The sequence below is a fragment of the Pantoea sp. RSPAM1 genome (genome assembly GCF_038816185.1).
GTDB classification, from domain to species: domain Bacteria; phylum Pseudomonadota; class Gammaproteobacteria; order Enterobacterales; family Enterobacteriaceae; genus Pantoea; species Pantoea ananatis.
Window position 1 is genome coordinate 4,208,699 of sequence record NZ_CP046137.1, and the last position, 25,822, is coordinate 4,234,520.

The following is a 25,822-nucleotide window of genomic DNA, read 5'->3' on the forward strand; positions in this document are numbered from 1 at the left end:
CCTGTCAGTGAATAAGACCACGGCTCTCGTCAAGACGACGTGCAACATGGTAAACGGCCTCAAGTTCCGTACATTTAAATTCATTCATGATGGCCCGGCGTTCTGCTTTCTCTTCTTTTTCCGTCATGCCCAGCGCCAGGTAGAGGCTCGGCGGTACGGCCCGAAACAAGGCCTGCGTGTTAACGGAAAGAATGACGCCCTCGGTATACTTCTGGGGAAGTTTTTTGGCCGAAAGCAGCATGGACTTTTGCTCATCTTTAAGCGTCTTGAAGCGTGCAATCTGCTCAACCTCTGCCGGGGGCATGACCAGACAAATCCACCACTCTGCCATGTTGAGCATTTTTTTGGCCGTGTCCGGAAAGTCTTCAAGGTTCTGGGTAAAAATCCACAACCAGGCACCTAACTTACGCCACATTTTGGCGATTTTCGTGGCATAGGGTCCGAGCAGCGGGTTGGTAGTGACGATGTGCCCCTCATCAATGGCCACGATAATCTGCCTTTCCAGATACTGATCGCGCTCGGCGATGTTATTAATGGTGTTCAGCAGGGAAATCACCGCCACGGCTCGCTGGGCCTCATAGCCCTCCCGGGCAAGCGTGGCAAGGTCAACGATGGTGACGTCGGCCTCAGGCCAGGGCGTGCCTGGCTTGTTGAACAGGTCACCCTCAAAGCCTTCCGTGAACATACGCAGCGCCTCTGACATCTCCTCGGCGCGTGCGCGTCGGGCCGGCGTGCGTTTCTCCCGGCCGTCAGCGCCCTGGCTGGCATCATGAGCGATGTCCTGCAGCGCAAACATCAGGTCCTCGGGCAGCATCTGACGGGACTCAGCATAAGCCTTACGGGCGGCATTCATGATAGCTTCGCGGATCATTCCCCGGTCGGCACGCGACAGTCTGGATTCTTCTGCGGCTTCTCCACCGGTAATCATCAGGCGGGCGGCAATTTCCATTTCTCCCAGAACATCACGTTCACCGTCTTCATCATCCTCATCTTCATCCACAACGTCAGCGTCTATTTCCGGTAAATCCTCCTCGTGGATGAGCAGCTTTTCGGGCTCCACTTCCAGCAACAGGTGTGAGTCAGCAAAGGGTGCCAGCGATACGGCTTTACCGGGCTTAATGCTGACACGGTGAACGCTGAGGCCCAGCGACGCACAGTAGTCACCGAAAAGGCCGAAACTGTTGCCTGCTTCGACCAGGACAATGCGAGGCCGGTAGATGGCCGCCATTTGCGTCATCTTGTCCACCACCGTGGCAGACTTGCCGGCACCGGTCGGACCAAACAATATAAGATGCGCGTTCTGGGTGCGGTCCGCTTTATTGAGCGGATCAACTGACAGAGGACCGCCGCCCCGGTTAAAAAAGGACAGGCCGTGATGGCCTGTGCCGGTATCGCGCCCGTAAAACGGCACCATACAGGCGAAGTGCTGAACAAACATCAGGCGCGTGTACCAGTTCTGGCGGTCGTGCTGCGGGTTAAAGCACATCGGCAGCGCCCGCATGTACGTGCTGAGCGGGCCGATATCGTGTTCCGGATTAACCGGCTCCAGTCCACAGTTCAGCAGCTCACTGCTGAGTTCAAGGTAGCGTTCGCTCAGTGCGGCCTCATCCTGACCTTTTATGAGCAGGGTAATGGCCGCCCGGTACATCTTGTGTTTGTTACCCAGATACGTGCGGGCCGTGGCGGCATCCTCGCGGGCCCGCATGGAATCGACGTTTTCTCCCATTGAGCTCTTACTGAGACGGGAAAAATCCTTCTCAAGCCTGTCCTGGGGTTGTACGACGAGCGTCATGGCCAGCACGGTGCCTTCCGGCAGCAGGTCCATAATGGCGTTAATCTTTTCGCCACGTTTAACTTCACCCGTGAGGTGTCCGGTCTGAGGACTTTTACGGAGTCGGGCTACCGGCACCGCTTTGTGGGCGACGTTATCAAACCACCAGATGCCCTTGTCTGCATCGCTGCGAGGCCGGGTGAACCACAGGCTTTCGCTGAAGTCATTGAGCAGCGGCAGGTCGCCGGGCGCGTCGTCGCGGTGGCGGGCGCAGCGGTAAAGCGTGGCTTTGTCCGTCCACTGAGGGGCCGGGTTGAACCAGCGCAGCAGCCAGCTGTGTATCTGTTCGCCGTTCTGGCGCACAGAAAGGATGCCGGCACCTTTGAATGCGGAGGTCAGACGGTCGCAGACCTGATTCAGTAAAACTTCCGGCGCCATCGGATCGCGGTAAGGCTTTTCCACCCAGCGGTATACAACCATGCGCGTACGACGTATCTGCCCGCGCCAGGGCGCACCGGTCACGGTTTCATCCACGAAGAGACCTTTTTCAGTGGCAACGTTTTTGAGATGCCTCTCCTGCTCGTTCAGCCAGGCCTCGGTAAACGCCGTCCCCTGTGCGTGGGGTTTTACATAGGCCCGTAAGGAATCCATGTAAGCCGACAGATCGGTGTCGTCCTGACAGAAGAACTGCACCACCCACTGATGTGAGTCCAGCTCGGGAATGCTGTCCTGCAGGGCGTTTTCCACCACGTTGCGGATTTCCTCCAGACGCCATTCGGGACGACCTTCGGTGCCGACGGGATTGATCTCATATACAGCCCCCACAGAAACGCCGTCGTCGAGAAGGATGCACTGGTGTTCCGGCAGGTATTCCCCCCAGGGAACGTGGTCAATAATGGAGGGACCGGTGGCATAAAGACCTGATTCATCGGTGTGCGTCAGCCGGCCGTCACGGGTGATCGGCTCATGGCCCTCAACCGAGAACGGTCCGTGACCGTACTGATGTTCAGTCTGCGCTTCACGGCTGCGGCGAAAAAGACTAAAGGCCATTTACAGCGCCTCCGTGCGTTCGCCGGGCAGCGCATACTGCACCTGACTGTAGAACGGGAACACGGTGCTGTAGCCCGGCACCGGCGTGTTGCCGTCGGCCAGATGCGGAAACACATACATCACCATGTCCGGATTGGGCAGGCGCGGAAACGTCTGCTGAATTTCATTTTCCTGGGTGCGGCTGTAGCTGTCCCGGGTCTGCTGTCCGATCGTACGCTCACTGTCTGAGACTGGCCGGCGCAGCGTGGCGCGGCTTTCAGCGGTGGCGTGGGTTGTTGAGGCGCCGTTGTTCCAGAGCTCCAGCATGGTGCTGTCGCCCGGCGGCAGCATTTCATCTTTGGAGGTGCTGCAGCCGCTCAGCATCAGGGCAACTGTCCCGCTCAGAATGAGCAAAATTAAGGCATTATTCTTCATCATCAGCCTCCAGCGTGTGCATCTCAGAAATGACTGCTGAAAGGCGCAGGATGCGGCCGTCCGCCTGCCTGAGCAGAACATCAGTATCTTCACGAACCAGCTTCTGCGCGACGGCCAGCATGGCCCAGTCCGTCACGTCCTGCGGTTCAGCTTCCCACTTGCCTGTATCTCGCCGGACGAAGCCGGCATACAGTCGGCCACTTAGCGGGGTATAACCCACACGGTACTCAAGCTCACTGCTGTCTTTACTTTGGCTGTTCATCAGTCCATCCCCGTACCTGAGCCTGCCAGGCTGAAGTCATACTTCACCTTACGGCCTTTTTCTTCATAGTCGATCGCCAGCTGGCGGGTAATGTGCAGCGCCACGGTCTGACCCGGCGGCACGTATATCGCGTCAAACGTCTGGCCATAACGCTGTTTTACCCAGTCCACGGTTTCTTTCATGCTCCCGGACAGCGATTTACCCAGCACGGCCTGTCCCGCATCACCGGTCAGGGTCTGCGTCACGCCGCCCATGGCGTTGGTCTGGCCCGTCATCTGGTTCTGTGAAAGGGCATCGCCGGCAGCGGCAGCGCCGGCCAGCAGGCTGATAGTCGGCAGATAGGTAGAGGCGTTGCTTTTACGGGTGCCGGAGATGCAGGGAATGCCGTTGTCATCCGACAGCCAGCCGATACTGTTATTGCCGTTTCCGCTGCTGTTCTGTGAATTCTGGTTATTACCGCTGGCGTTCTGACTGTCCGGCGACGGCAGCGTACGCACCGTGCCGTCCGCGAACACAAACGTGATGCTGGTAATGGACCCGCGCACGCAGGACAGCGTCCAGTCACCGGTCGCCGTGCCGGACACGATGGCACCCTGAACGTCCGGCAGCTCGATGCCGTTGGCCGTCAGGTTGTCTTTGCCTAACATGACCTTGAACGGGTACGGATCAGTGACTTTGCCGTCAATGGGAACGCGGCCGAGCAGTGCCGTCATGGCGCGACTGCCGACCAGCGTGGAGTTTTCCGGCAGCGTAAACACCGGATCGACGGGCTTCACCGCATCCGGCACGGCCTGACTGACAGCTGTGGAAACCGCTGCGCCGGCCTGCTTACCGGCGTCACCCGCTTCACTGAACGACGAGGCAAACGAGAAGCCGGTCGCGCTGTTTTTATTGCTGTCGGTAACGGGTTTGCCGCTGGCATCCACCGGGAGTCCGTCTTTGGGTTCGACCCACTGCAGACCGTCTGAGGCAGGGGCTGACATCGCGACGCTGCCGCTGGTGCCGTTGTCATAGCCCAGACCAATCGGGATGTCGCTGCCGGTTGAAGTGGGCTTAGCCGGCGAGCCCGAATTCCCGTTTTTAAGCTGCTCAAGCATCTGACCGACCTGCGAACTGAGGTCGGAAACCTGTGCGCTGAGTTTGGCCCGCTTCTCGGCCTCGTCAGCCCGGGCGTTTGTCACCGCCTCGTTGATTTGTGCATCCACGTTACTGTTGGTCTTTTTCAGCTCCGTGTTTTCTTCGTTCAGCTTTTTGTTGTCACTGGCGAGCGTATCGAGGCGGTCCTGAACGCGGCGAAAATTGCCCACTATCGTGCGCAGGGTATCCTGCGGCGTGTCGCCTTCTACGCCCAGCGCCTTGAGCTCATCAGGCGTCAGGTCTTTCAGCGCTGCATTGGTGTTTTTTTGCGTCGACGTCGTTTTTTCCTTTGAATCCGAGCAGGATTTGACGCCCACGACGATGGCGACGGTCAGTACCACAGGCACCGCAATTTTCACTATCAGGTTTGTGCCGGGCTGGCTCATTTCTTCGCCCTCCGCGCCGTTTTGGGCATGACTGAGACGGGTTCAACGATAAACGCGCCTTCAGGGCGTCCCTGAATGACCAGGTACACGACAGTTGTGTCTTCCGGCGTGCCGGCACGGCCCAGCCAGCGGTGCTGAAAGGTCGCCGTCTCGAACTGGCCCTGCAGCTCACGCGGGTCGAGGACCACCTTACCGGCCGAGCGGTTACGCACCTGCAGCGCCACCACGCTGTCGCCCAGCAGGCTCCAGGCAGCCATCGGCGTGACCGACACGGGCTCGCCGGGCATAAGCGTCGTAATGGACGATGGCAGCTTCAGTGACACGGGGCTGATGCCCGGCACCGGCTCCACGGTGCGGACCGGCCCGTAGAGGCTCTGTGCGGCATAGCGGGTCAGAACCACCGGCAGCGGAGCGCTGAGTTTTGGTGGTTTGCGTGCCGGCGCAGTGTCAGTACCCGACGCCGAAGAAGTGTTTTTACTGCTGCTGCCGGCATCGCCGCTCACCGACTGCCTGTCACTGGCCGTTGCCGTAGCCACTTCACCGTCATAAACCAGCTTCACCGGTTCACGCGTCACCTTGCCGGGCACGGCGCTGACGTCAAGCAGGATGACTTCGCCGTTTTCCTTGCTCTGCAGCTCAATGCGCGTCACCGGAAAGGCCTCTCTGGCATCGAAGTACACCGCGCCGCCGGTGCTCTGAATACGCACTTTTCCGTTGAGGGCTGGCGGGAACCCCACTCGCACGTTTTTATTCACGAACACGATGCGCTCCTGGCCGACGGTGAGCGGTATCTGCAGCGGAATACGCTCCCACTTCATGAGCTCAACCGCCTGCGTCAGGCCAGAGACCAGCAGCAGGCACAGTAGTATCAGAGGACGTATCATCACTGGAAGACTCCTGATTTTTTCTCTGGCTCAACCTGCGGCATGGCTTCGAGCTGCTGCGGCGTGGAGGCATAGCAGTCAAGCGCCATGCCAAACGGGTTGCGCGCCGGATCACCTTCCCAGCGCACGACTTTGAGGGGATAACGAACAAGAGCCCGCTTGACCTTCTCGGCGTGGTAGTACTCGTCAGCTATCAGGTCGAGCCGGACCACCCAGCGATCGTCACTCAGGATGTCGACGCTGCTGTCGCTGTAGCCGCGACGGGGAATTTCATACACCACGCGCACGCGGTCCTTTAGCTCGCCGCTGTTTTTACGAAACTCATAGTCCCTGTTCAGGAAATCCTGGCAGGACGGCGTCAGGTAAGGGCTGAGCTGGGCAATCTTCGCCGAATAGTCCACCTCACCGTTGGTCGGCCAGGCGTTAAGCTGCTGGAAGATGTAGAACGCAAAGGCGTACACCGTGTAAGGCGGAATAACCCACCATTTCTGCGTGCTGCCCGAGCGCAGGTCGGGCGGGATATGGATAGTCATATCCGAGGGCGCACGCATCCAGCCGACTGAGGTGACCAGCATGCCGGCGAAAAAGAGCACGCAGAAAATCCGCAGGGAAAAGATGTGGTTATCACGCGCCGTGATACCGTTACGAAACCGGCTCATGTGGACCTCCTCATAGCGCGTGCGGACGTGCGCTGCAGCTCCCAGGCGCGGCTGGCCAGAATCATCGAGCGCGACAGGCCCAACTGGCAGCGTATTTGCTCCAGCCTTTGCCAGATATAGTTCTCAGGCTTGCCGCGCTTATAGGCAGCAATCCAGCTTCCGCCGAAAAAAACAGTCAGAATCGGCATCAGCAGCATGCAGGTCGGAAATGCCAGCCAGCCGACGTGCGGCACCAGACAAAGCGGTATGCCCAGCGGTATCCCCGCGATACTGCCCGTGCCTGCAGCAAGCAGAAACTCGCCGGCGGTAAATCCCCGGTACACCACGGGCGGGTAATTGAGCCGGTCGGGGAGAAAGTCGATAACGGCCATCACTGCTCCTCAGAGAACGTCTGCTGCCTGGGTTGCGAGATAAATCACCACGAGGATGAGGATGATGCCCACGACGCAGTAAAGAACAAATTCGGTCCAGGTGCCTTTGCCTTTACGGACATCGTGAAACGAAGTAATGACGGCGTGCGCAACGGCCAGGAATGCTGCGACAGTGACAAGAAGACCAAGACCCAGTGCGCCCATTTTTAAGTAGGCCATCCAGGTGTTCCAGGCTCCTCCACCTCCGCCACCGGGGGGCGGCTGTACGGGCGGAAGGCCTGCCCGGGCCTGACCGGCAGCCAGAAACAGTGGCAGAATCAGCAGCGTGGCGCGAAGTCGTGCGGCACGGCAGAGCCTGATAAAACGAAATTTCATGGTGGTGTCCTTTCAGTTAAAGAAGAAAAACAGGGTCAGCAGCCACAGAAGCGCCAGACGGATAAACGTCTCGGTAAACTGCCGAAACGTCACCGTTTTAGACGCAAGGCCCCGGTACGCCTGGACCAACGCCCAGGCAGAGAACAGCAGGATGACGATGGCGAGCGCGCTCAGGATGAGGATATTCAGCTGTGAAGGCGTTAGGCTGCCGCCGGTGCCCGCCGCCCAGCCGGAGGTCTGTGCGCCGTTCATCGCCAGGCCTGCTCCTGTGCCCGGTACTGCCCGGTCACCGGGGCTGAGCCGGTGTTAGGCTGTGCCCGGGACGGCTCGAGGTAGGTGGAAATGCCCTGCTTCATGGTGGCGATATCGCGGGTGGCCTGCTGATAGTCGAAGTAAAAGCGGGCATCCTGATTCTGGTTCGCCACCACGCGGGCGCGGTCAAGGCCCGCCTGGACCTGATCCAACTGGCGCATCACCAGCGCGAGCTCGTCCTTTTCGGAGGCATGACACGCCACGGCCGGCATGACGCAGACGAGGAGTGCAATGAAAGGGGGTAAACGGCGCATGTACGGCTCTCCCGGGTATCAGATGAGGGTGAGAGTGCCGCAACCGCCACCGCCTGACAGCAGTAAAATCTTTATGGATTTCTGAAAATAAAAGCAGATTGTTTCTGGCGAAAACCGCACCGGCTGGGCGATGATTAATCAAATAATGCATTCATATCCGGAGCTGAAGGCACATGGACACGACCGAAGAGCTTAATGGCACGTATTTCTATGGCGGATACAGCAATGTTACCCACGTCCAGTTGTTCTGGCTTGTAGGCGTACAGGTGGTGAGTGAGCATCTCGGTCTGGCGGCCACCGACGCGGCACTGGTTCTGGCAGGACAGCCTCTTATTCCCACCCGCGCAAAACCCGGTAGCGCAACCAAAGGCACGTCAGTCGCCTCTCTGGCTTCCCGATATCTGCTGAATTACCGTTTTCCAAAAGGCATGTTACTGCCGACGCTCAACGGCAAAACCATCAGTCAACTGCACGTGAGCTGGACCAACCATCTGGGGGCGTTCGTTGGCCGGAATGTCCCGTGGCTGGGCTGGATAATGACGTTTACCACGGTCTACAACATCTTTAACGATATCCGCAACACCTACAACCGGGTTGCCCGGCCGGAACACCGTATTCAATGGACCTATTTTTAATGGACAGCCTGAGTGAAGAAATCATTACCTTTGTGAGAGATAACTATGCCCGCCGTCGCTTTATCTTCTGGGGCGAACGTCTGCCTGTTACGGCAGAAACCAGCCTCCGGGACGACCTGAAGCTGACTATAGAGACGGCAGGAGCATTGATGCATGAGTATTTTGAGCGCTGGAACGTCGAAAGTCTGGGTTTTGATATCAGAAATTACGTCCATCCGGAACTGCCAGGAACAGGGGAGATTCCGGACCCTCATAAGCCGCTTACGGTCAGCATGCTCATTGATTCGGCCCGGGCTGGCCACTGGCTTTACACATAATGATGACGAACGCTGGCGTGGTAAGGAACTCCATCAAAATCCTTACTACCACAATACATGTGAATCGATCTTCAGGAACCCGTTCTTCTTATCGTAGAAATTCACATTCAGTCGGCTGAAGACGGGCGCTGAAGTTTCAGTAGAGAATTAATGTCTTTACTATTAAGGCAATCCATTGCATTTTTAGGCAAAAGTAACTTACGGTAGTTTGCCAATGACCTCTTTATCACAATGGAACCATCCTTTTGGAGATGTCCAAATAATTGGGTCGGGATTGTTGCCGTTTACAATGTTCAGGTCTCTTCTTCCATGCCACACAACCCTGACTTTTAATTTTTTGTTAGCTTTGGCTTCAACGTAACCGCCAAAGTAAACAGGCCCCTGATAGTACTCATTTTGATGTTCTAAATCTTCAGTACAGATAAAATCGCCTACCGAAGCATTAACAGATTCATTCATTCTCATTTTTTTCTGCAACTCCAATGCCACCTGTTTTACATGCTTACGTGAGACTTCATTTTCAACTTGAGATTCATATTCTTTCTTAGTAATGAAGCCCAACTCTGAACGTGCCAAACTATCCCACTGATTGTCAGTAAGAACATCGGACTTTTCTTTAACACCATATTTATAAGAATAAAATAATGGTCTGTTATTTTTTACACACCAGTCCCCACTAGTATCATCTGTTTCAAACTCACCACCATGAAACTGACAAAATCTTTCCAGCTCTTTTTTAAAGCTGCCTAAACTACATCTGGATACATCGGTAAAATAATGACTAACCGAAAATTCTTTAACTCCATGGGGACTGACCGTAATACGTCCAGGGCTGTAAGCGTAATTACCTACCCCCATGCAGCCGCTACCACCCAAGACAGCATCTGCAAAATCACTTGCATCTCGATATTTGGTAGGCGCGGGGTGATTAAATGAAGCCGAGCAGCCGCTCAAAAATAAAACAACTGATGTTATTAATAGTTTATTCATTCTTCATCTCTTCGTATTCACATTCAAAATTTAATAATTAGCAAATCACCCCAGAGTCCGGGAGCTTTACTGCCATAGAACTTTGGAAAGTCTTGAATAATCTTTATCACCCACCATCTTCTCCTGAAATCACCTTTTTTTCTGGGACAGAACATTATCTTCACTCACTACCTTTACAATAAATTTACAATGATTACTAACTTCAGAAAAGGTAAAGTTGACGTCTGCTACACTTGGTAATCATATATTTTATCGTGTTAGAGAAAAATTTTTTATAATCAACCTCCAATAACACAAAGAATTTCTTAAGTTAAATTAAAAGCAAGATTATCTATTGGATGTAATTTTCTTCATTTCTTATTTTAGCTAACAGCATCATCTGACTAAAAAAAAGCCTGCAGCAGCGCAGGCCTTCGGGCATGTTCCCGTAATCACACATCACATCAGAGGTATTTTTTAAACGATGCCGTCACGACGGCCAGCACACCGCCAGCCAGCAGCGCAGAAGGCAGCAAAAAAAGATTCGGCCAGACAGCTGTCGGCCAGGCCAGATACAGCATGCAGGGGCCGTACAGCGCCGGCTTAACGAACCGTTTGGCATGGTGATAGACAAAGCTCGATTCGTAGCCCGCCCCGTAGCGACGCAGGTCGCGCCTGACCAGCCCCTCAACGATGCCGGTGATGATGACCAGCCCGAACAGCGGGATGCTGAGAAACAGGATCATCACCCGGATAAAGAAAATCAGCGTCACCCAGAGCGTGGCCTGCAGGTACTCTCCCAGCCAGCTGATGAGGGATGCGCCGAAGCCGTTCAGGGACGGAATGAAACCGCTCCCTTTCCGGCCCGTTTCCCTGAAAGAGGCCAGCCAGTGACTGAATCCGCTGTCCACAAACAGCCAGTGCCAGGCGGCCTGAACCCATCGGGTGATGGTGTCCACCGGCGTGGCCATCAGCAGGCTTCGGGTATACCCCGAAGAAAGCCAGTGGCTTTCGGCCAGCATCACCTGATAGCTGTGCGCCGCCCCCTCGTCCGGCCACAGGAATGTGATACAGGCGTACTCCACGCCAAGGCTGACGAACAGCGAACCAATCAGGATGCCGATGAGGCTCAGCGGCAGGTCCCACAGCAGTAGCGTAAAAGGACCCGGGTGTCTGTGTTTAGCGGGAGCGCTCTGCCGGGTATTCCCGCCGTCATTCTGGGACATGAAGGCCTCCCGGAATACAGGCGTCGCCACCCGTCCACCAGGATTCGCCGCTGTGGTAGTTTTTCTCCATCGCGTCAGCCAGCTGTTTCAGGCTCGCCGGCATAAAGCGGTCACTGTCATCGCTGACCTGCAGCGGCATACGGATTTTCCACAGCCGTCCGCCTTCCAGCAGGGCAAAGGCCTGGCCTTTCGGCAGGTTGATGATGTCAGAGGGGCTTATCATAGGCACTTTGACAAGCGTCACCTGATCGCTGACGTTGCTGTTGAAGTCCGTACCTTCGCCCGGGCGGGAGACGTCGGTTACGCCTGACGTCAGGGTTTTCTGATACACCCCCACCTCAGGCAACTGATCGGTCAGCAACATGGCCGTGTTTTTCTCTTTCACACGGAGCATCACCAGGGAGTTGAAGTTACCGATGACCTGGCTGGCTTTGGCCGCATTCCCGATACGGGCCTCAATGTCGGACAGCGTCTGCGTATAGGCCGTGACCTGGAAGCCGGCACCGCCGCCCTTGTTGATGAGCGGAATAAACTCATCCCCCATCAGCTCGTTAAACTCGTCGCAGTGCAGGTTGATGACGGCCTTACCGGCTTTTTTGTCGCCCTCATCGCCCAGACCAAACTTATAGATATGGCCACCTTCAGAGACCAAGTCGGCAAACATGCTGTTACCCACGGCGGCGGCCACTACCGGGTCAGACAGTGCATCGAGGCCGACATAAACCACGCCGCGTGACTTGATGATGTTGTGCCAGTCGAGTATCGGACGTGGGTCGCTGAGGTCGGTGTAATCAGGTGCCAGAAGCGCGGCCGTCTTGCCCGTAGTGAGCTTTTCCAGCAGCGGCAGCAGCGACGCCACGATTTTATCGAAGTACGTCCGGTCATACTGCACCGCACTGCGCAGGCCATCGAGGACCGGGTCCCAGAGCTTTTTACCCTCAGGACTGCCGAGCACCTGCTCAGATGCCCAGATTTTCTTGCCGTTCTCCCGCCCCTGGAGGTGTCGGGGCAGATCTCTGTCCGCTAACGGGAGCGCTATCTTAGCCTGCATCGAAGCGACCAGCTCTGGAGCCTTTTCGCTCAGCAGATTATCGACATAGGTCTCATACAATTCGCCGATGTTGGTGACGTAACGCAGGATCAGGCTGTAATCCGGACGCTGGCCAAGGGCGACCAGCGCACGGGTAATAATGTTAACGAACCGCCAGGCAAACTCACGGAAGGCGGCAGAGTTACCCTCGCCGGAGAGCTGACCCGCGACGCGCGACGCCACCTCGGAGATACGGCTGAAGCGGCCCACGGCGTTATAGCGGGCGCTGATGTCGGGCCAGCCCAGATGAAACACCCAGAAATTGTTCTGACGTCCGGCACGGTGCGATTCGGCATACATGCGCCGCAGCAGGTCAGCATCACCTTTGGGGTCGAAAGCAATAACCACCTCAAATTCGCCGGCAGCGTTGCGCCTGCGGATGTCCTGGGTGATCATCAGCTCCGCCAGGCGGGTTTTGCCAACGCGGGTGGTGCCCATGACCAGCATATGGCCCACGCGCTCGCCCAGGTCAGACATAACGTTGACCTCATCAGGCTCAACCCCGTGATAAACGGAACTTCCGCCGACCGGCGGCAGCGGCCGGAACGGATTGATGGCGGAGTCGGCCGACGTCAACCGGCACAGCCACGGCAGGCTGTACTCCATCTTTTTTTCCAGCTCCCGGGCCATGCGGTACATGACGGAGGGCTGGACGTAGATTTCGCACTCCGGGCGGCGGGCCTCCATCAGCCGCTGCGTGTGCCGGGGCGACCACTGAAAACCTTTGCCGAGGAACAGGTGCCGTCGACTGACGGGTATCTGATCGCTGGTCAGCGCATAGCGGGAAAGGCGACGAATATTGCGCCGGTAGCGCAGTATTTTTAATCCCTGAGAAGTGCGCTTCAGCGCCAGCACGCCAAAGCCCGCAGCAGTCACCCAGCTTACCGAGGGCGCCAGCGCAACTGACCAGGGGGCGGTCAGGCAGATAAACGTGGCGCTGCCGGCAACGGTTGCTGAATACATCTCGACGGCGGGGCGGAGCAGCGACTCCATGACATAGCGATCGCTCATGCATCTCTCCTGCCAGACAGCCAGCTGAAAACACCCTTACGCTCAGCCATGCGCCGTTCACGCCAGAGCCTGAGCGCAACCAGCAGCTCAATGCCCTCAGCAGGAGCAGTAATTTCACGGGCTTCGCTGACAGCTCTGACAGCCGGATTTTGCTCATAACGCCGGCTCCACGAGCCGGTGCTGAAATAAAGGGAGGTGGAGTAAATGTCTGTTTTCCAGCCAGGATTACTCTCTCTGCAGCGGTGAACGCGATTCACGCTCAGGTCCATAAAAAAACCCTGCGCCGTGTGCAGACTCAGCTCTTCCCTAAGGGCGAGAAACACGTCAAGAAGCGGCACATTGAACTCATAATGATTCAGTTGCACTCCGTGCAGATAAGACTTTCCCAGGTAGTGAAACAAAAATCGTGCCAGGGCGGCACGGTGATTGCCGTCTGCGCCAACATACCAGTCTATGCCGTTGTAGCTGTTAAAACACATAGCGGGCTGTTTGGCTGCTATCTCACAATAGTAAGACGTGTAGCACTCATAGTAAGCCTGATTGCTCTCAATGAGGGCAAGGTTACTTGCCATATGTTTGCCCTGGTGCAGAAACTCAGACCAGCTGAGGCCCTGATAATCCGGATGCGATGTGCCTTTGATGCAGAAGACGTTGATCGTGCCGGATTCCGTCCAGTGATGCCGTGTGAGAAAACCAGCGTACTGATAAAGCAGTGTGTCATCCCAGGCGTCGATAAGCTCGCCTGCCCAGTGTGGCGGATTTGCGTCAATTTTCGACAGGAATCCGCTCATGACTCGCCTCTTTGCTTATGTGTTAAATCACCACCGCAACCCGACCCGGCATGAACGATTTCCCGTCCGTATATACGATCGCGCATTCTCGTAAATTCGCGGTTATATTCGCGACGCAAAAACAGCAGCATGTCGGCCTGGAGACTCAGCAGGATTAACACCGGCCACATCTCAGGAAACTGATGGATTACCTTTAACAGCCCGCTGCAGGCGCTACTCAGGGTAAAAACCGGACTGGCAAACAAAAGAACCGGAACCGCCATCATGAGGAGGGTCAGGACAGCGGACAGGAACATCAATGGCCAGAGGAACACGGGCTTCAGCAGGTACATAAACAGCAGTAACATATAATTCAGCAGGCTGAGCAAAAGGAGGAACAGGGATTTGAATGCACGGCCTGCGTTCAGTGACTGCAGCAGGTTAATGGCAGCGACCGGCACGGTTCTGAAGAAAATACGCATAACAGATGACCTCAGTGGCGGGATGAAGGGGCGCTGAAACCGGACTGCAGCTTCAGGTGATGAAAGTTGTCATGAAAATCCAGCCAGCGGCGGTCGCCGGCAAGCAGCTGAAGCAGGCGCTGGCCGCTGATGAGAATGACTAACGGGCAGCGGCTGAAAGCATCATGGCTGCTCAGGCCGGTGCGACCGGTATGAATAAACAGCCCCCGGGACTGTTCCTGAACTGCCAGCAGGCCGAAGGCGGCAACGTGCTGTGCATTGATGGTGGCGCCGTAGCGCTTAGCCTGAATCAGCCAGCGCTGGCCGGCTATCCAGACCTGACCGTCCAGGCCGCCGTCGCCGCTGTAGCGGGCATTACGTTTGATACGAAACCCCTGGCGGGATAATGCCGTCAGCAACATCTCCTCAAACACATAGGGATTCATTTTGCGCAGCCAGACCATGCGGGCAGCGTCGTCACGCAGCTGTGGCAGTCGGGAGAGTGCTGATGCGGCGCGTTTCTGATAGCGGCGATGGCGACGCTCACTCGCGCTCCTCAGACAGAAAGGCGAAAGCAGACACACCAGAACAAGTGCCAGCGCCACAGCAACCCCGACCTGAACAGGATTCGCCCTTATCAGCTCTGCAATAACAGACACAGGAATCACTGTGACAGCCCCTTTTCAGTAATCAGCACGGGGTAATGGACCAGGTGCAGACGGCGGGCAAGGTCACCGCCGCTGACCGGCACCATTTCAGTTGACGGCGCCAGCGCACGAAGCGCGCTCAGAGCAGCCGTGTCTTTCACGCTCACGACCATGCCTGTGGCATGCATCTGACCGAGCGCTGCCGCATGCTGTGAAAGCCACTGTCTGGACAGGCTGTCATCGCCCACAACAAACACCGGCGGCATGCCTGAAAGCTCAAGCGGCTGAGGGGTTACTGGCCCCGGGCTCAATTCCGGCGTGCTGACGGGCAGCATGTCGGAAATGGACAGCGATTCAGGCGGCGCAGCCGGCACAGAAGATGCCCCGGCAACAGCATCTTTATCGGCGTTGATGGCATCAAAGTACGGCGCTGTGGGCTCACCACCCAGGTCACCAACCACAACCAGCGCCGCGCTGGCCCCCGTGACGACGGAGAGCAGGCACGCGCTGAACAGAGCATTCCGGATAAAGCAGTTGCGTTTCATCATTTCGGTTCGATCCAGGTAAGGGTGTTACTGGCGAGCTCGACCGGCGTGACAGACTGTGTACCGGATGACACCGGGGCAATCTGGCCAAGCTTGCGGCGGACGATAGCAATGTAGGTCTGCGCCTCTTTACCGCCGGCCGGATGGTGATAACAGCCAGCCGCGTTTAACCAGCTGCCGGGACGGGCTTCATAACAGGCCCGGAGTATGCGGGCGGCGGCACGGAGGTTGAGATACGGGTCAAAGGCATCGCGGTAGGTCGGAAAAAAATGCCCGTTCCAGCCAAGGTTGACCTGCGCCACGCCAACATCGATGTTCTTCAGCGGCCAGCGCTGCATGAACCCCAGCAGCGCGGTGAAGGCCGCTTCACGCGTTTCATAGTGATAACCCCGGCCGGCAACGTTGATGGTCCACGGCCAGGGTTTTGCACCCCAGGCGGTTTTGCGGGTGCTCTCTGCCATAGCCAGCGAATACAGCGACTCCGCCGGCACGCGTTCTGCTGCCGCTATCTGCCGGTAGGCATCCGGAATGACCTGTCGCCTGTCAGCCGCACTGCTGGCGCAGCTCACCAGGCAGAGCACGGCAGCGGCCCGTTTCAGTACGCCGCGACCTGCCATCCGGTCTCCCCCTGCTGCAGAATGACCGGCATCTGCCCCATGCCGTACCTGAACCACAGGCCATTGTCGTGATTAAGCGTTATCTGACGACTGCGGACTTTTTCTACCGGAATGTTGTGCTTAACGGCCCAGGCACGCAGGCCGTCATCGCTGTCGATGCCGACCAGATACAGGTCGACGGGGCGGTTATCAGCCAGAACGGCGGCAAGGCGCGCATCACAGCGTGAGCAGTTCTCCTTCAGGAACAGCGCCAGGCGACCCTGCGTGTCGTGCGCAATGCCGGCCGCGTTGGCGCCCATGTTTACCGCCAGCGTTTCCGGATAGAGGCGAAGCCAGGCCGCGTTAACATCACGCTGAAAAGCCAGCTCCTTCTCGGTTCGCTGATATTCGTGTTTTACCCATAACTCAGCCAGGCGGCGACGTTCCGCGCTGTTATCGGTTTCCACACCGAGCGCCGTGAGCGGGTCCAGTCCCGGTGACATGATCCCGCGCTCGCCCTTCATCAGCGTCTGATAACGACTCCAGTCACTGTCAGACAACCCCCACTGCCCGGCCTGCTGCTGAGTGCTCAGACTGGAAGAGGTGTTTTCCTGAAGCGGCGCCACACGGCTGTTCACTGCCGGCGTCTGCGCGGTGGATGCCAGCGCCCAGAAAGGCAGTAATAAGAGTGTTGCAGTCAGTGTTTTTTTCATGAGTTGTCCTTTTACTGAACCTGAAGACGAACGGCACTGCCGTTAACGCTGAACAGCGCCGCGTTGCCCTCAAGCGCACGCAGGGTCCAGCCCATAAAGCCGTCCCCGGGTGAGAGCAGGCGCATTGAGGAAATCACGGTGACGCCACGGGGAATGACGACGGCGAAGGTCTGGCCGCCGCGACGTTCGATGCCGGTCAGCTCAAACGGTGCAGCCGGCATCACCGCGTGCCGGACTGACCGTTTAGCCTTTTTTGGGGAGTGGGCCGCCTTCTGAGACGGCTGCGGTGATGCCTTTTCAGGCTCAGGTGCTTTGGGTGCCGCCTCGGCCTGCTGTTTCAGCACCTCAATGACCGAAGCCGACGTCTGAACCGTCTGGCTGAGCTGACCCAGCTGCTGCTGCAGCTGCTGTACAGACTGCTGATCGCTGAGGCCGGCATCGCTGAGCTGACTCACGCGGGTGCTGAGTTTCAGCTGTTCAGTCGACAGCGAGGTGATTCTGTCCTGCACCGGTGCAAGCGCTGACACCTGTTTTTCCAGCGTTTTCAGCTTTTCCTGCATGATGGTAACGTTCGAAGACAGCTGGCCAATCTCGCCGCTGCGGAAAGCGGCATCCAGGGTATTAACCCGGATAGTCAGGTTTGACACGCGTACAAGCAGGACCGCTGAAGCCGTCAGGGTGGCGAGGAGAGCGATAACCACAAAGGCCGCACCGCCCTGACGCAACAGTCGCCGTATGTCGGGCGGGCGTTTTTCAGGGGCTGGCAAAGAAACAACGGGCTCATCTGTTGTGACGCTGGCACCCGATACGGGCGCAACCAGTTCATCAGGTGAGGCATGGGAAAGTGACATCGGTGAATTCCTTATGGCTGCACAGCAGAGCAGCCATAAGGTGCAAAATTAACGCAGCACTGGCGATGATTAACTCATCAGCCGCTTTCAAAGATTTATGAATCCGTTACAGGCTACTCAGGAGATTTAAATCTGACTGACGCAGCTTTACGGAATTTTTTGCAGGATAGTTCCGGTTGTTCAACAGCGAGGAGGAAAGCACATGAAAGCGGGATTCCGTTTTGCAGCTCTGTGTATGTTCGTCACCTTTGCCGCAATGGCCAGAGACATTCCGCATGTAAAGCCGCTGCCCTGGCACCGCAGCGGCTATACCGGCCATTCGGGTATAGCCGACACGGCAGAAACACCCGACGAACACATCAGAGAAGAGCAACCCCGGGTATCCCGGTCAGCAGTATGAAACTCAGACCGCCAGAGGGCGGTCTTTTATTGCACGCCCGTTCTGTATACGGACATCACTGGTAAATGAAGCCGCTGAAGGCGCCCGGTGAACATCCGTATTCAGGTAAGGGGTTGGAAACGATGCTGAAGCTGGTATTAGCCGGCACCTCAAAACTGATAAACCCCATTTTTGCCCAGCCCGGATTATTATCGTGCGCCTGTGCAACATACTTACCTCCGGAGTAGCCAGTAAGATCGTAAGTGTTAGTGCAGTCACCACCATCCCCCACTTCTTTGTGGACAGTCGGGGAGCCGCCTGAAGCATAAACGGTAATGGTATAAGGCTGACCGTTATAGCCATTATACTGCCCCGTGATATAACCCAGGTCAGCGTACTGGCCGGTTGATTTCATACCCACCCATTTACCATCTTTGCAGGAGAGTATGCCGCCACTCCAGTCGCGGCTGACCAGACCGTTTGGCCCACATCCCGCACCGGGACTGCTTACCCCGTCAAGCTGAAGGACATCCCCCGTGGAGAGCCGGCCGTTTGACCTGACCGTTCCGCCCTGAAGCTGGCCACCGGTGTAAATGCTCTTATCGTTAACGGCGCGAACCCAGTCGTTATCCGACATGTAAAAACCGCCACCGTGCGCTTCATCCAGCCAGCCTTTACCGTCGCGGGTGATGAGCCAACCGCTGTTACTGCGAATATCGCCGTTCGCCGTGATGTTGCTGCCGGCAGACATGTTGCCGCGTGCATTAACGTCCTGACCCGTTACGGTGCCGTTCGCCGTGACGTTGCTGCTGAAATTGCCGTTTGCCGCGTTCACATTGCCCGTATTGTTCAGGTCATTTCCGCCCATATCGATACTGGTATGCATGGTGTTGAGGTCCGGTTTGCCGTTTACCGCAAACCGGTATAACCGATCGCTTTCGGCACGGGATGCGCCCAGGTCGTCCGTAGTCAGAAGCGCCGCAATATGGCCGGGCGTGGTGCTGGCGTTAAACGTCTGAAGAGGTGCCGACCAGCCGCCCCGGGCGCCGGTGACGGTGCCCGCTGTATCGATGTAGCCGCCCATCCCCGCGTTAATACTGACGGCAATCTGATCCATGGCCATAAAGGGCAGCGGATTCCCGTTCTGCGTGTAAACCAGCGCCTGCAGCTGGTTATTCTGGGACGGATTACGCACCACCGTGGCCAGATACTGCTGACCATAATCGTTGGTTTCTGTGAATCCCGGCTCCAGAAAACCCGTGTTTTTCAGCATGGCCGGCGTCACCGTAACGGGCGCGGTCGACAACAGCGTATCGTAGTAGCGACCCGTGTAGCTTTTCACGGCCTGCGTGAACCGCGATACCTGCGTGGCGCTCCTGAGCCAGTTCTGCCTCGCATTCCAGTCGCGAACCAGTGAACCGCCCCAGACGGACATATAAAGCACAACCATGAGTGCAATCCCGGTGCTGACTATGGCCCAGCCACGATCGTGAGATTTTTGAGCAGGCATGTTATTCACCAGACCACAATGGGTTGATAGAGCTGAATCAGGGTCACTGTCACGGCGCCCGCTGACAGCCATGGCCCCAGCGGACCGCCTTTGCCCGTGTGGCGTTTCGGCGCCTGCCAGAGTGTAAACATGACAACGCCTGTTCCGATCGCCCAGCAGCCGTCTGAAAAGCCAAGCCAGGCCGTGACAGCGCCAGCCAGCCACACGTCGCCCAGCGCCGGGTTTTCTCTGCCGTCGCGCATAATACTGAACTGCCGTAAGGCACCGACCATGACGAGGACCACCAGGCAGGCAGCTGCGTGACCCGCCAGGACAGACAACGCGGCGCCGGAACCTTCACTGACGGGCTTCCAGAGTGAGCCCGCCAGCCCGGCCAGCAGACAACTGACGGTCATGTGTCGCGGCAGCAACCCCGTCAGGGCATCGGTCAGCGTCAGCCTGAAGAGAAACAGGATGAAAAAAAACGCAGGCAGTCGCTGTGAAAGCGGAGAGAGGATGACCGCCGTGGCAGCCGCTGCAAACAGCCAGCAGACGGCAGCGGCGGTGACCTCATTTTCACCCCGGTTACGGGGGAGGTAATACAGGCCGATGCTTTTACGGACGTGTCTGGCCATAAGGCTCAGCAGTGAGAGAAACACAGGAAACAGCGCGGCAGTAAACTGCCAGGGCATACTCAGGGTCAGCAGTGTCACAGTTTTATTCCCCGCTCTTTTAACAGCAGTTTTTTATAAATGGCATAAACGCGGTTGGCGTAGGACTCGCGGGTTTCGTGCCGGTCTTTTCGAAATCCGGCGTTGTACGACCCCAGGCAGTTCCAGTTGATGCCACAGACCTGAAAATGCGAGGCCAGTATCCAGGTGCCTATCTGTACGTTGAGGCAGGGTTTCGTCAGCAGATCCTGCGGGCTGCTGATAAAGCCCTGCGCCACAAGCGACGGAATATGCGAAGAGTTCACCTGCATCAGTCCGTAATCCGTGCTGAGTGCCCGCCCGGTGCGCACATCACGATTAATGTGTGTAATAGCCGCGTGCAGGCTGCTCTCACCTGTCGCGATCGCCTTAATCAGAAGCGGATCGATATGGTATTTAGCGCCCGCTGCGTCAAAGCAGAATGCCTGCGCACGGGCACAAAACAGCGTCATAAACATCATCACAACCAGCACCGGGCGGGACATCACATCAGCCGTTATGGGTCACGACAATCGTGTTGTTGCCGGTGCGACCGCTGTCTGCGGTACAGGCCTGTGCGATTGCCTCAGAGCTGGCACCATTACTGAGATCCGTGCTGTTGATGGTCAGCGTGTTGGAGGTGCCGGATGAGTTCATAGCGGTTGCAACATCAATACAGGCTGACTGCGGGAGGCTCTGGGTTGTGACTGAAAACGCATTGTTGTAGCCATTGACCGCAACCGGGGCGATGACGACCTGACCACCGTAACTGTTTGTCAGGGTGGCAGTACCAGACGATGGCGTGCCGTGAACGGTATAACCGGACGGTGCGCCATCTCTCTGAATAAGAATGCCTGTCATGGAGGCACCGCTGGAATAATCGTATCCGTTACGTCCTTTAAGGGCCACGCCGTTGCTCAGCATGGTCTGCAGGCTGGTGACCTCAACGGCGGTGTCTTTTCTGTGCATTAGTTTCCAGCCGGCTACGACCACAATGGCAAGAACGAGGAGAGTCCCCATTACGATATAACCCTGTTCACCGAACCCCCAGCCCCGGTCCGGGTGAACTTTTACGGTATTGTTTGAAACAGACATGGCATGTCCTCAGCGAAGGTTGAAAGAGCCTGTATCCTGAAGTTGCATAATCATCAGAATGATGAGTGCAAAGAACCCCAGAATCATGAGCATTGATAAAAATTTGATGGTGTTGGCCCTGCGGGCGACGCGTTTCAGTGTCTGCTCAAGCCAGCGGTCGGCATAGTTGCTGATCATTTCGGCCGAACCCTTGCCGTCATCAAGCAGTGACAGGTAGTTAACAGCCTCACGGCTCGGGAAGTCATAGCCGCACTCACGCAGCGCCATGCCGAGAGAATTCCCTTCGCTCATGGCGTCCATGGCGGCCTCTATGCGTTCCTGCAGCCAGGGGGGAGCAAAACCGTTGAGAAGCTCCAGTGCCTCAAGCTCAGGGACCCCGGCACCCAGAAGCGCACCGGTGTTCATCAGAAACACCGCTCCCTGAAGATCCTTATACAAAGACCAGGGCAGAAAGTTATCGGCGATGCGGCGCAGTCTGCCGCGCCAACGGGGAAGGGACCACAGGCTGGCCACAAGCAAAGCGGCAGTGGAAAATGCCGCTGCAGGTCCCCACTGAGCTGTCCAGTCCGAAAGATCTTTCATGAAGCCCAGAGCCCCCGTCCAGCCTGCCGGGTCGCTGATGTTACTCAGCATCGGAACAAGCGCGAGGTTATTGACGCCCAGCAGACTGCCACCCAGTACAACCAGGACCAGCGGATAGACAGAAGCAAAAACCACCTGATTAAGGATGCGCTGGCGGGCTCTGATGAGTTTGTCTGCCTGTAACAGGGAGACAGGAATCCTCCCTGTCCGTATTCCCGCAGTGATTAGCGCGGCTTCTTCGTAAGGCACCCATATGGCCAGCACGTCGCTGAGCGACCGCCCCGGGGTGTTATCGCTGAGCCCTTCGAGACAGTCTTCGATCAGTTCCCGATAGGGATGCCACTTCTCACCAAAACTGGTGTGTACATCGCCAATCATTTTCAGGGAAATATCCAGCGGCTTGCGGTTTTCCAGCAGAAAACGCATGTTCTCGTAAAACACCTGACGGTGTGCGCCGGTGAAGGTCAGTCTCACGGCGTGATAACGGCATCGTTCAAAAAGGGACATGCCCCGCTCTGTCCTGAAACGCAGATTACGCGACATGAGACGCCTCGCTGTGCAGGTGTTCGTCTTCATCCAGGGGGCAAATCAGGTCAGCTTCCAGCGGATCGACCCTGCCTTCGGCAAGGTAGCGCATGAGGTGCATCAGGCGTGAGATTCCCCCCCGTTTGATCCAGTCCAGACGCGCGGCATCAGGCCCGTCTGACAGCCAGATTTTCATCATTCTGGCATCAGTGCGCATGACCTCTGCCACTGCGGCGCGCCCGGTTACACCTTTACTGACCACCCGGCCATTGAACGGAATGACCTTTCTGCAGCATTCACAACCTTCAGGGTTACGAAAGAAAAGCTGCTGTGCCGTGCAGACGCCTTCAACGTTGCAGTATTTCTTCAGTCGCTCACGGGTCTCCATGTTGAGCTCAGGCATTTTATCGGACCAGGAGATTTTGCAGTTCTCGCAGAGCAGGGGCACCAGTCGCTGACCTATCAGCCCGACGATGAGGGAAGGGTCAGCCAGAAGACGGCGATCAATGCCGAAGAGCTCCATGCGCCGGAGGGCACCGATTGGGGTTTTGGTATGCAGCGTTGAGAAAAAAAGGTGGCCTGTCTCGCAGGCATAAATTGCTGCAAGGATGGAATAGAGGTCACGCATTTCACCCGTTCCCAGCGCATCCGGATCGAGTCGGAGCGAAGAGGCATTGCCGTTATTCCACGCCCGGCTGATGGCTTCGGGACTATTGTCATCGGGCATAACCTGCGTCTGAATGGCGCCGGGCATCAGGCCTTCGGTCGGGTTCTCAAGAGTGAGCAGCAGCTTTTTGCCGCCCGTCAGTTTCATCCACAGATCACAGAACGAGCGCATGCTGGCACTCTTGCCTGAGCCGGTTGGCCCCGTAAGAAGCACCATACCCGAGGGCAGGCGGAGCATCTGCATTACAATCCCGATTTGCCCGGGCAGGAAGCCAAGCTGAGGCAGCGTTGGCATATTTTTGCTGTCATCTGGGATCATACGCATGACGACAAACAGCCCGTCAGGCGTGGCGCGATGCTCATAACGTGCCCCGTATAACCCGGCCTGACGTGCAAACTTCGCGTCAACACGGCCCGACTGCTCACGCCCCATGTAAAAAGACTGTTCGCGGACATCGCACATGGAAATGTATACCGTTGAGACGAGGGTAATTCCTTCCTCATCGGTGAGCTCATCAATCACCTCAAGCTCACCGTGGATGCGCATCCTGATAATGGTGAGTTTGCGGTCTGCACTAATCTCAAAATGAATATCTGAGGAATGAAGTTCATACGCGAGGCTGAAATAACTCAGCACCTTATCCTGGGAGCGACTCACGTCTTTTTTGTCGAGGTCGTTTTCAGTGACAACCAGCCCCTGAGCAACGGCGCTTTCACGGCGCTGGCTGAGTTCACTGAGTGTAACGAATTCCGTTTTTGCCCCGGGGTGCTGTTTAGCCATATCCATGGCCCAGCGCTGTATGGCCGGGTCCTGACGGCGGTTTTTATCAATCAGCAGTGTGACGCCCTGGATCGGGTGTTGTTCTGCAAACACAAAGTCAGCAATTTCTTTAGCCGGTTTCATGGTCACCTCAGAATGAAAGTTCGGTGTCGTCACTGAGACGCACGAGCGTTTCGGTCACGGCCGTGACACGCTTTGCCGTACCGGGGATCTGGTCGCCCTTCACCACCTCGGCGATACCGCCGCTCGGCAACAGCAGGCGGGCGCGGAGCTGGCCGGGCTTGCCGTAAATCTCGACCAGCCGGATGCCGGCAGACTTAGTGTTCGCTGAGCTGCTCTCTTTTACCTGTGAGGATGATGACGGCATCTGCCCCGCCTGCGGATAAGAGGAGAGCGGCGGAACGACGGCTGACAGCGCTGGCGCAGACGCGACGGGCGTCTGGCTCTCCCGCAGTTGCTGCTGCAGTCGCGCCGTCTGAACCCTCTGCTCAAGCAGCAGGTTTTGCGCCTGAGCGGATTCCAGCTCACCCAGTGTGACGTTGGGCGGAAGAGAGCCGCTGTCTGCTGCCTGAGCGTGATGCATCAGCGTCCATGACAGCAGCAGACAGATAACGGCAGGGCTATTTCTGCGCATAAACGCTCCCCTTAATGGTGTAATTGAACTTCGCCTGCTCGTTCATGGTGATGGCCACGCTCGTCAGACGAATCCCCGTCGCATCCAGCCCCTGAAACAGCAGCTCGGGCTGCAGGCGGGAGTTAATGATGAAGGTGAATTCCCGCCAGTCCTGCGGTGCTGTTTTCATTTCCTGCCCGGGGGCGAGAACAGGCGGCTTAACTTCATCAAACTTCACATCAATGTTTCGCCGCTGCAGGTGAGAGATGAAGCGCATCAGAAGCACATCAGTACCCGGCAGCTTTTCGTCTTCAAACTCCGCAGGGCTAACCCTGGCAGGGATAAACACATCCCCGTTTTTGCCGCCTTCCTGAAGGTTGAAAACCGCATCAAGGCCGAACAACTCCTTGACGCGTCTGGCAAAATCGCTCACCGTGGCGCCCGGCGTGGCGGTGTAGCGCAGGCGGATGCCCTTCGGAATGCATTCCGCATCTGAAACGCGCCAGCCGGCAACAGAGGCGTACAGCGGTTCACGCGTCAGCCAGCAGAAGCTGAGCATCACAGGCACCGGCAGCTGATGCGCCCACGGATGCGGCGCTGAGGCAGGCAGCACAGGTTTTGCCGGCGTCATGGCCATCCTTGCGCGGAACGCGGCTTCATCGGCGGCCTGTCTCGCCCGTTCGCTGAGGGTGTCTTTGGCATACCAGCCGGCATAAAGCAACACCATCAGCAACAGTGAAGGGAGTGCGACTTCCGCCGGGCTCAGGCGACGGCGGAGACGGCAGCGTTTAAGCTGAGCGCGTGTGAGGCCTGAGGTAACAGACAGAACATCAGTATTCTCATCCGCTGCTGCAACACAACGGAATTCACCCGATTCGGAATCGTTAAAATGCAGGAAGTTTCTGGCGGCGGACTCTGCATCAGCACGGGTGCCTGTGAAGTCGCCCATGACCGAAAGATGTCCGTTGCTTATGGCAAGAAACACCCAGCTGTCATGCTCACGGCTCAGCCGGTATATGCCCCAGGCATTGCCGCTTTCTTTTAGCTGAAACGCCAGAGCCAGAGAGTACAGGCCGCTACGGGTCCGGCCCGGGGAAACATTACCCACCAGAGCATGCGGACGAGCTCCCTGAATCCGGTAGTGCGTGTCCGCAGCACGGCTGCCGTGGCGAAGCCACTGAATACCGGACTGTGCCTCCTCCCACTCCATGCCGGCCACCCATTCGCGGCGGTTTTTTCTGTCTCTGACCGTTACGCCGGATCTGAGATGAATTGACACTTTCTTTTTGATTTTCAT

Annotated in this window: 31 protein-coding genes; 3 read left to right on the forward strand and 28 right to left on the reverse strand. The window is 57.0% G+C overall.

Annotated elements, in window-relative coordinates; genetic code table 11:
• Nucleotides 1–4: 4 nt before the first annotated feature.
• Genes GKC68_RS20215 through GKC68_RS20260 form a run of 10 tightly spaced genes read right to left on the reverse strand, consistent with a single transcriptional unit; the run spans nucleotide 5 to nucleotide 7,875 of the window.
• Nucleotides 5–2,821 carry a conjugative transfer ATPase gene (locus tag GKC68_RS20215; protein ID WP_342656454.1) on the reverse strand — a complete coding sequence of 939 codons (2,817 nt, stop codon included), beginning with the start codon at nucleotides 2,819–2,821 and terminating at the stop codon, nucleotides 5–7.
• A complete protein-coding gene (locus GKC68_RS20220) occupies nucleotides 2,822–3,235 on the reverse strand; it encodes a TIGR03751 family conjugal transfer lipoprotein (protein WP_210456553.1) in 414 nt (137 codons plus the stop codon). It lies immediately after the preceding gene.
• Nucleotides 3,225–3,497, reverse strand: coding sequence for a hypothetical protein (locus GKC68_RS20225; protein WP_210456539.1), 273 nt, complete (start codon nucleotides 3,495–3,497; stop codon nucleotides 3,225–3,227). The genes GKC68_RS20220 and GKC68_RS20225 overlap by 11 nt, the downstream gene beginning before the upstream one ends.
• Nucleotides 3,497–5,020: a TIGR03752 family integrating conjugative element protein gene (locus GKC68_RS20230; RefSeq protein ID WP_210456540.1), complete on the reverse strand. Its 1,524-nt coding sequence runs from the start codon at nucleotides 5,018–5,020 to the stop codon at nucleotides 3,497–3,499. Before GKC68_RS20230 ends, GKC68_RS20225 begins: the two co-directional genes overlap by 1 nt.
• Nucleotides 5,017–5,904 (reverse strand): TIGR03749 family integrating conjugative element protein, encoded by an 888-nt coding sequence (locus GKC68_RS20235; protein ID WP_104933058.1) that lies wholly within the window; start codon nucleotides 5,902–5,904, stop codon nucleotides 5,017–5,019. The genes GKC68_RS20230 and GKC68_RS20235 overlap by 4 nt, the downstream gene beginning before the upstream one ends.
• The gene (locus GKC68_RS20240) at nucleotides 5,904–6,563 is read right to left on the reverse strand and encodes a PFL_4703 family integrating conjugative element protein (protein ID WP_014606829.1); all 660 of its coding nucleotides are present in this window, start codon (nucleotides 6,561–6,563) and stop codon (nucleotides 5,904–5,906) included. Before GKC68_RS20240 ends, GKC68_RS20235 begins: the two co-directional genes overlap by 1 nt.
• Nucleotides 6,560–6,934 carry a TIGR03750 family conjugal transfer protein gene (locus tag GKC68_RS20245; protein WP_104933057.1) on the reverse strand — a complete coding sequence of 125 codons (375 nt, stop codon included), beginning with the start codon at nucleotides 6,932–6,934 and terminating at the stop codon, nucleotides 6,560–6,562. The genes GKC68_RS20240 and GKC68_RS20245 overlap by 4 nt, the downstream gene beginning before the upstream one ends.
• 9 nt (nucleotides 6,935–6,943) lie before the next feature.
• A complete protein-coding gene (locus GKC68_RS20250; protein WP_104933056.1) occupies nucleotides 6,944–7,309 on the reverse strand; it encodes a TIGR03745 family integrating conjugative element membrane protein in 366 nt (121 codons plus the stop codon).
• Between the two features lie 12 nt (nucleotides 7,310–7,321).
• On the reverse strand, nucleotides 7,322–7,561 hold the full coding sequence (locus GKC68_RS20255) for a TIGR03758 family integrating conjugative element protein (RefSeq protein ID WP_014606832.1): 240 nt from the start codon (nucleotides 7,559–7,561) through the stop codon (nucleotides 7,322–7,324).
• Nucleotides 7,558–7,875: an RAQPRD family integrative conjugative element protein gene (locus tag GKC68_RS20260; protein ID WP_104933055.1), complete on the reverse strand. Its 318-nt coding sequence runs from the start codon at nucleotides 7,873–7,875 to the stop codon at nucleotides 7,558–7,560. Before GKC68_RS20260 ends, GKC68_RS20255 begins: the two co-directional genes overlap by 4 nt.
• A gap of 173 nt (nucleotides 7,876–8,048) precedes the next feature.
• Between GKC68_RS20260 and GKC68_RS20265 the strand changes: the two genes are divergently transcribed.
• Both GKC68_RS20265 and GKC68_RS20270 read left to right on the forward strand, forming a co-directional pair.
• Nucleotides 8,049–8,510, forward strand: coding sequence for a hypothetical protein (locus tag GKC68_RS20265; protein ID WP_028724160.1), 462 nt, complete (start codon nucleotides 8,049–8,051; stop codon nucleotides 8,508–8,510).
• Nucleotides 8,495–8,827 (forward strand): DUF1493 family protein, encoded by a 333-nt coding sequence (locus GKC68_RS20270; protein ID WP_239642698.1) that lies wholly within the window; start codon nucleotides 8,495–8,497, stop codon nucleotides 8,825–8,827. The genes GKC68_RS20265 and GKC68_RS20270 overlap by 16 nt, the downstream gene beginning before the upstream one ends.
• Nucleotides 8,828–9,025: 198 nt before the next feature.
• Here the strand turns inward: GKC68_RS20270 and GKC68_RS20275 are convergent, their stop codons facing one another.
• From GKC68_RS20275 to GKC68_RS20320, 10 genes are all read right to left on the reverse strand, one after another.
• Complete coding sequence (locus GKC68_RS20275; protein ID WP_146207570.1) at nucleotides 9,026–9,817, reverse strand: hypothetical protein; 792 nt, start codon at nucleotides 9,815–9,817, stop codon at nucleotides 9,026–9,028.
• 443 nt (nucleotides 9,818–10,260) lie between these two features.
• Complete coding sequence (locus tag GKC68_RS20280) at nucleotides 10,261–11,022, reverse strand: TIGR03747 family integrating conjugative element membrane protein (RefSeq protein WP_028724163.1); 762 nt, start codon at nucleotides 11,020–11,022, stop codon at nucleotides 10,261–10,263.
• Nucleotides 11,009–13,123, reverse strand: coding sequence for a type IV conjugative transfer system coupling protein TraD (traD, locus tag GKC68_RS20285; RefSeq protein ID WP_110021769.1), 2,115 nt, complete (start codon nucleotides 13,121–13,123; stop codon nucleotides 11,009–11,011). Before traD ends, GKC68_RS20280 begins: the two co-directional genes overlap by 14 nt.
• Complete coding sequence (locus tag GKC68_RS20290; protein ID WP_028724165.1) at nucleotides 13,120–13,914, reverse strand: hypothetical protein; 795 nt, start codon at nucleotides 13,912–13,914, stop codon at nucleotides 13,120–13,122. The genes traD and GKC68_RS20290 overlap by 4 nt, the downstream gene beginning before the upstream one ends.
• On the reverse strand, nucleotides 13,911–14,375 hold the full coding sequence (locus GKC68_RS20295) for a hypothetical protein (RefSeq protein ID WP_028724166.1): 465 nt from the start codon (nucleotides 14,373–14,375) through the stop codon (nucleotides 13,911–13,913). The genes GKC68_RS20290 and GKC68_RS20295 overlap by 4 nt, the downstream gene beginning before the upstream one ends.
• A gap of 11 nt (nucleotides 14,376–14,386) precedes the next feature.
• Nucleotides 14,387–15,019 (reverse strand): restriction endonuclease, encoded by a 633-nt coding sequence (locus GKC68_RS20300; RefSeq protein ID WP_210499851.1) that lies wholly within the window; start codon nucleotides 15,017–15,019, stop codon nucleotides 14,387–14,389.
• A complete protein-coding gene (locus GKC68_RS20305; protein WP_110021569.1) occupies nucleotides 15,019–15,549 on the reverse strand; it encodes an integrating conjugative element protein in 531 nt (176 codons plus the stop codon). The genes GKC68_RS20300 and GKC68_RS20305 overlap by 1 nt, the downstream gene beginning before the upstream one ends.
• The gene (locus GKC68_RS20310) at nucleotides 15,546–16,163 is read right to left on the reverse strand and encodes a transglycosylase SLT domain-containing protein (RefSeq protein ID WP_105082903.1); all 618 of its coding nucleotides are present in this window, start codon (nucleotides 16,161–16,163) and stop codon (nucleotides 15,546–15,548) included. The genes GKC68_RS20305 and GKC68_RS20310 overlap by 4 nt, the downstream gene beginning before the upstream one ends.
• Nucleotides 16,142–16,855 carry a TIGR03759 family integrating conjugative element protein gene (locus tag GKC68_RS20315; protein WP_105091862.1) on the reverse strand — a complete coding sequence of 238 codons (714 nt, stop codon included), beginning with the start codon at nucleotides 16,853–16,855 and terminating at the stop codon, nucleotides 16,142–16,144. The genes GKC68_RS20310 and GKC68_RS20315 overlap by 22 nt, the downstream gene beginning before the upstream one ends.
• Nucleotides 16,856–16,866: 11 nt before the next feature.
• On the reverse strand, nucleotides 16,867–17,706 hold the full coding sequence (locus tag GKC68_RS20320; RefSeq protein WP_028724171.1) for a hypothetical protein: 840 nt from the start codon (nucleotides 17,704–17,706) through the stop codon (nucleotides 16,867–16,869).
• A gap of 202 nt (nucleotides 17,707–17,908) precedes the next feature.
• On the opposite strand from GKC68_RS20320, the gene GKC68_RS20325 reads away from it, so the two are divergent.
• The gene (locus tag GKC68_RS20325; protein ID WP_022622188.1) at nucleotides 17,909–18,106 is read left to right on the forward strand and encodes a hypothetical protein; all 198 of its coding nucleotides are present in this window, start codon (nucleotides 17,909–17,911) and stop codon (nucleotides 18,104–18,106) included.
• A gap of 55 nt (nucleotides 18,107–18,161) precedes the next feature.
• On the opposite strand, the gene pilV is transcribed toward GKC68_RS20325, so the two are convergent.
• Genes pilV through pilO2 form a run of 8 tightly spaced genes read right to left on the reverse strand, consistent with a single transcriptional unit; the run spans nucleotide 18,162 to nucleotide 25,822 of the window.
• A complete protein-coding gene (gene pilV / locus GKC68_RS20330) occupies nucleotides 18,162–19,595 on the reverse strand; it encodes a shufflon system plasmid conjugative transfer pilus tip adhesin PilV (protein ID WP_028724172.1) in 1,434 nt (477 codons plus the stop codon).
• Between the two features lie 5 nt (nucleotides 19,596–19,600).
• Entirely contained in the window at nucleotides 19,601–20,287 is a 687-nt protein-coding gene (locus GKC68_RS20335) for a potassium transporter TrkH (protein WP_028724173.1), read from the reverse strand.
• Nucleotides 20,284–20,769: a lytic transglycosylase domain-containing protein gene (locus tag GKC68_RS20340; RefSeq protein ID WP_028724174.1), complete on the reverse strand. Its 486-nt coding sequence runs from the start codon at nucleotides 20,767–20,769 to the stop codon at nucleotides 20,284–20,286. The genes GKC68_RS20335 and GKC68_RS20340 overlap by 4 nt, the downstream gene beginning before the upstream one ends.
• A gap of 4 nt (nucleotides 20,770–20,773) precedes the next feature.
• Complete coding sequence (locus GKC68_RS20345) at nucleotides 20,774–21,358, reverse strand: type 4 pilus major pilin (RefSeq protein WP_028724175.1); 585 nt, start codon at nucleotides 21,356–21,358, stop codon at nucleotides 20,774–20,776.
• Between the two features lie 9 nt (nucleotides 21,359–21,367).
• Nucleotides 21,368–22,483, reverse strand: a complete 1,116-nt coding sequence (locus tag GKC68_RS20350) for a type II secretion system F family protein (protein ID WP_028724176.1) — start codon at nucleotides 22,481–22,483, stop codon at nucleotides 21,368–21,370.
• The gene (locus GKC68_RS20355; protein ID WP_028724177.1) at nucleotides 22,473–24,035 is read right to left on the reverse strand and encodes an ATPase, T2SS/T4P/T4SS family; all 1,563 of its coding nucleotides are present in this window, start codon (nucleotides 24,033–24,035) and stop codon (nucleotides 22,473–22,475) included. The genes GKC68_RS20350 and GKC68_RS20355 overlap by 11 nt, the downstream gene beginning before the upstream one ends.
• A gap of 7 nt (nucleotides 24,036–24,042) precedes the next feature.
• Nucleotides 24,043–24,546, reverse strand: coding sequence for a type IV pilus biogenesis protein PilP (gene pilP, locus GKC68_RS20360; protein WP_064372658.1), 504 nt, complete (start codon nucleotides 24,544–24,546; stop codon nucleotides 24,043–24,045).
• Nucleotides 24,533–25,822 carry a type 4b pilus protein PilO2 gene (pilO2, locus tag GKC68_RS20365; protein WP_028724179.1) on the reverse strand — a complete coding sequence of 430 codons (1,290 nt, stop codon included), beginning with the start codon at nucleotides 25,820–25,822 and terminating at the stop codon, nucleotides 24,533–24,535. Before pilO2 ends, pilP begins: the two co-directional genes overlap by 14 nt.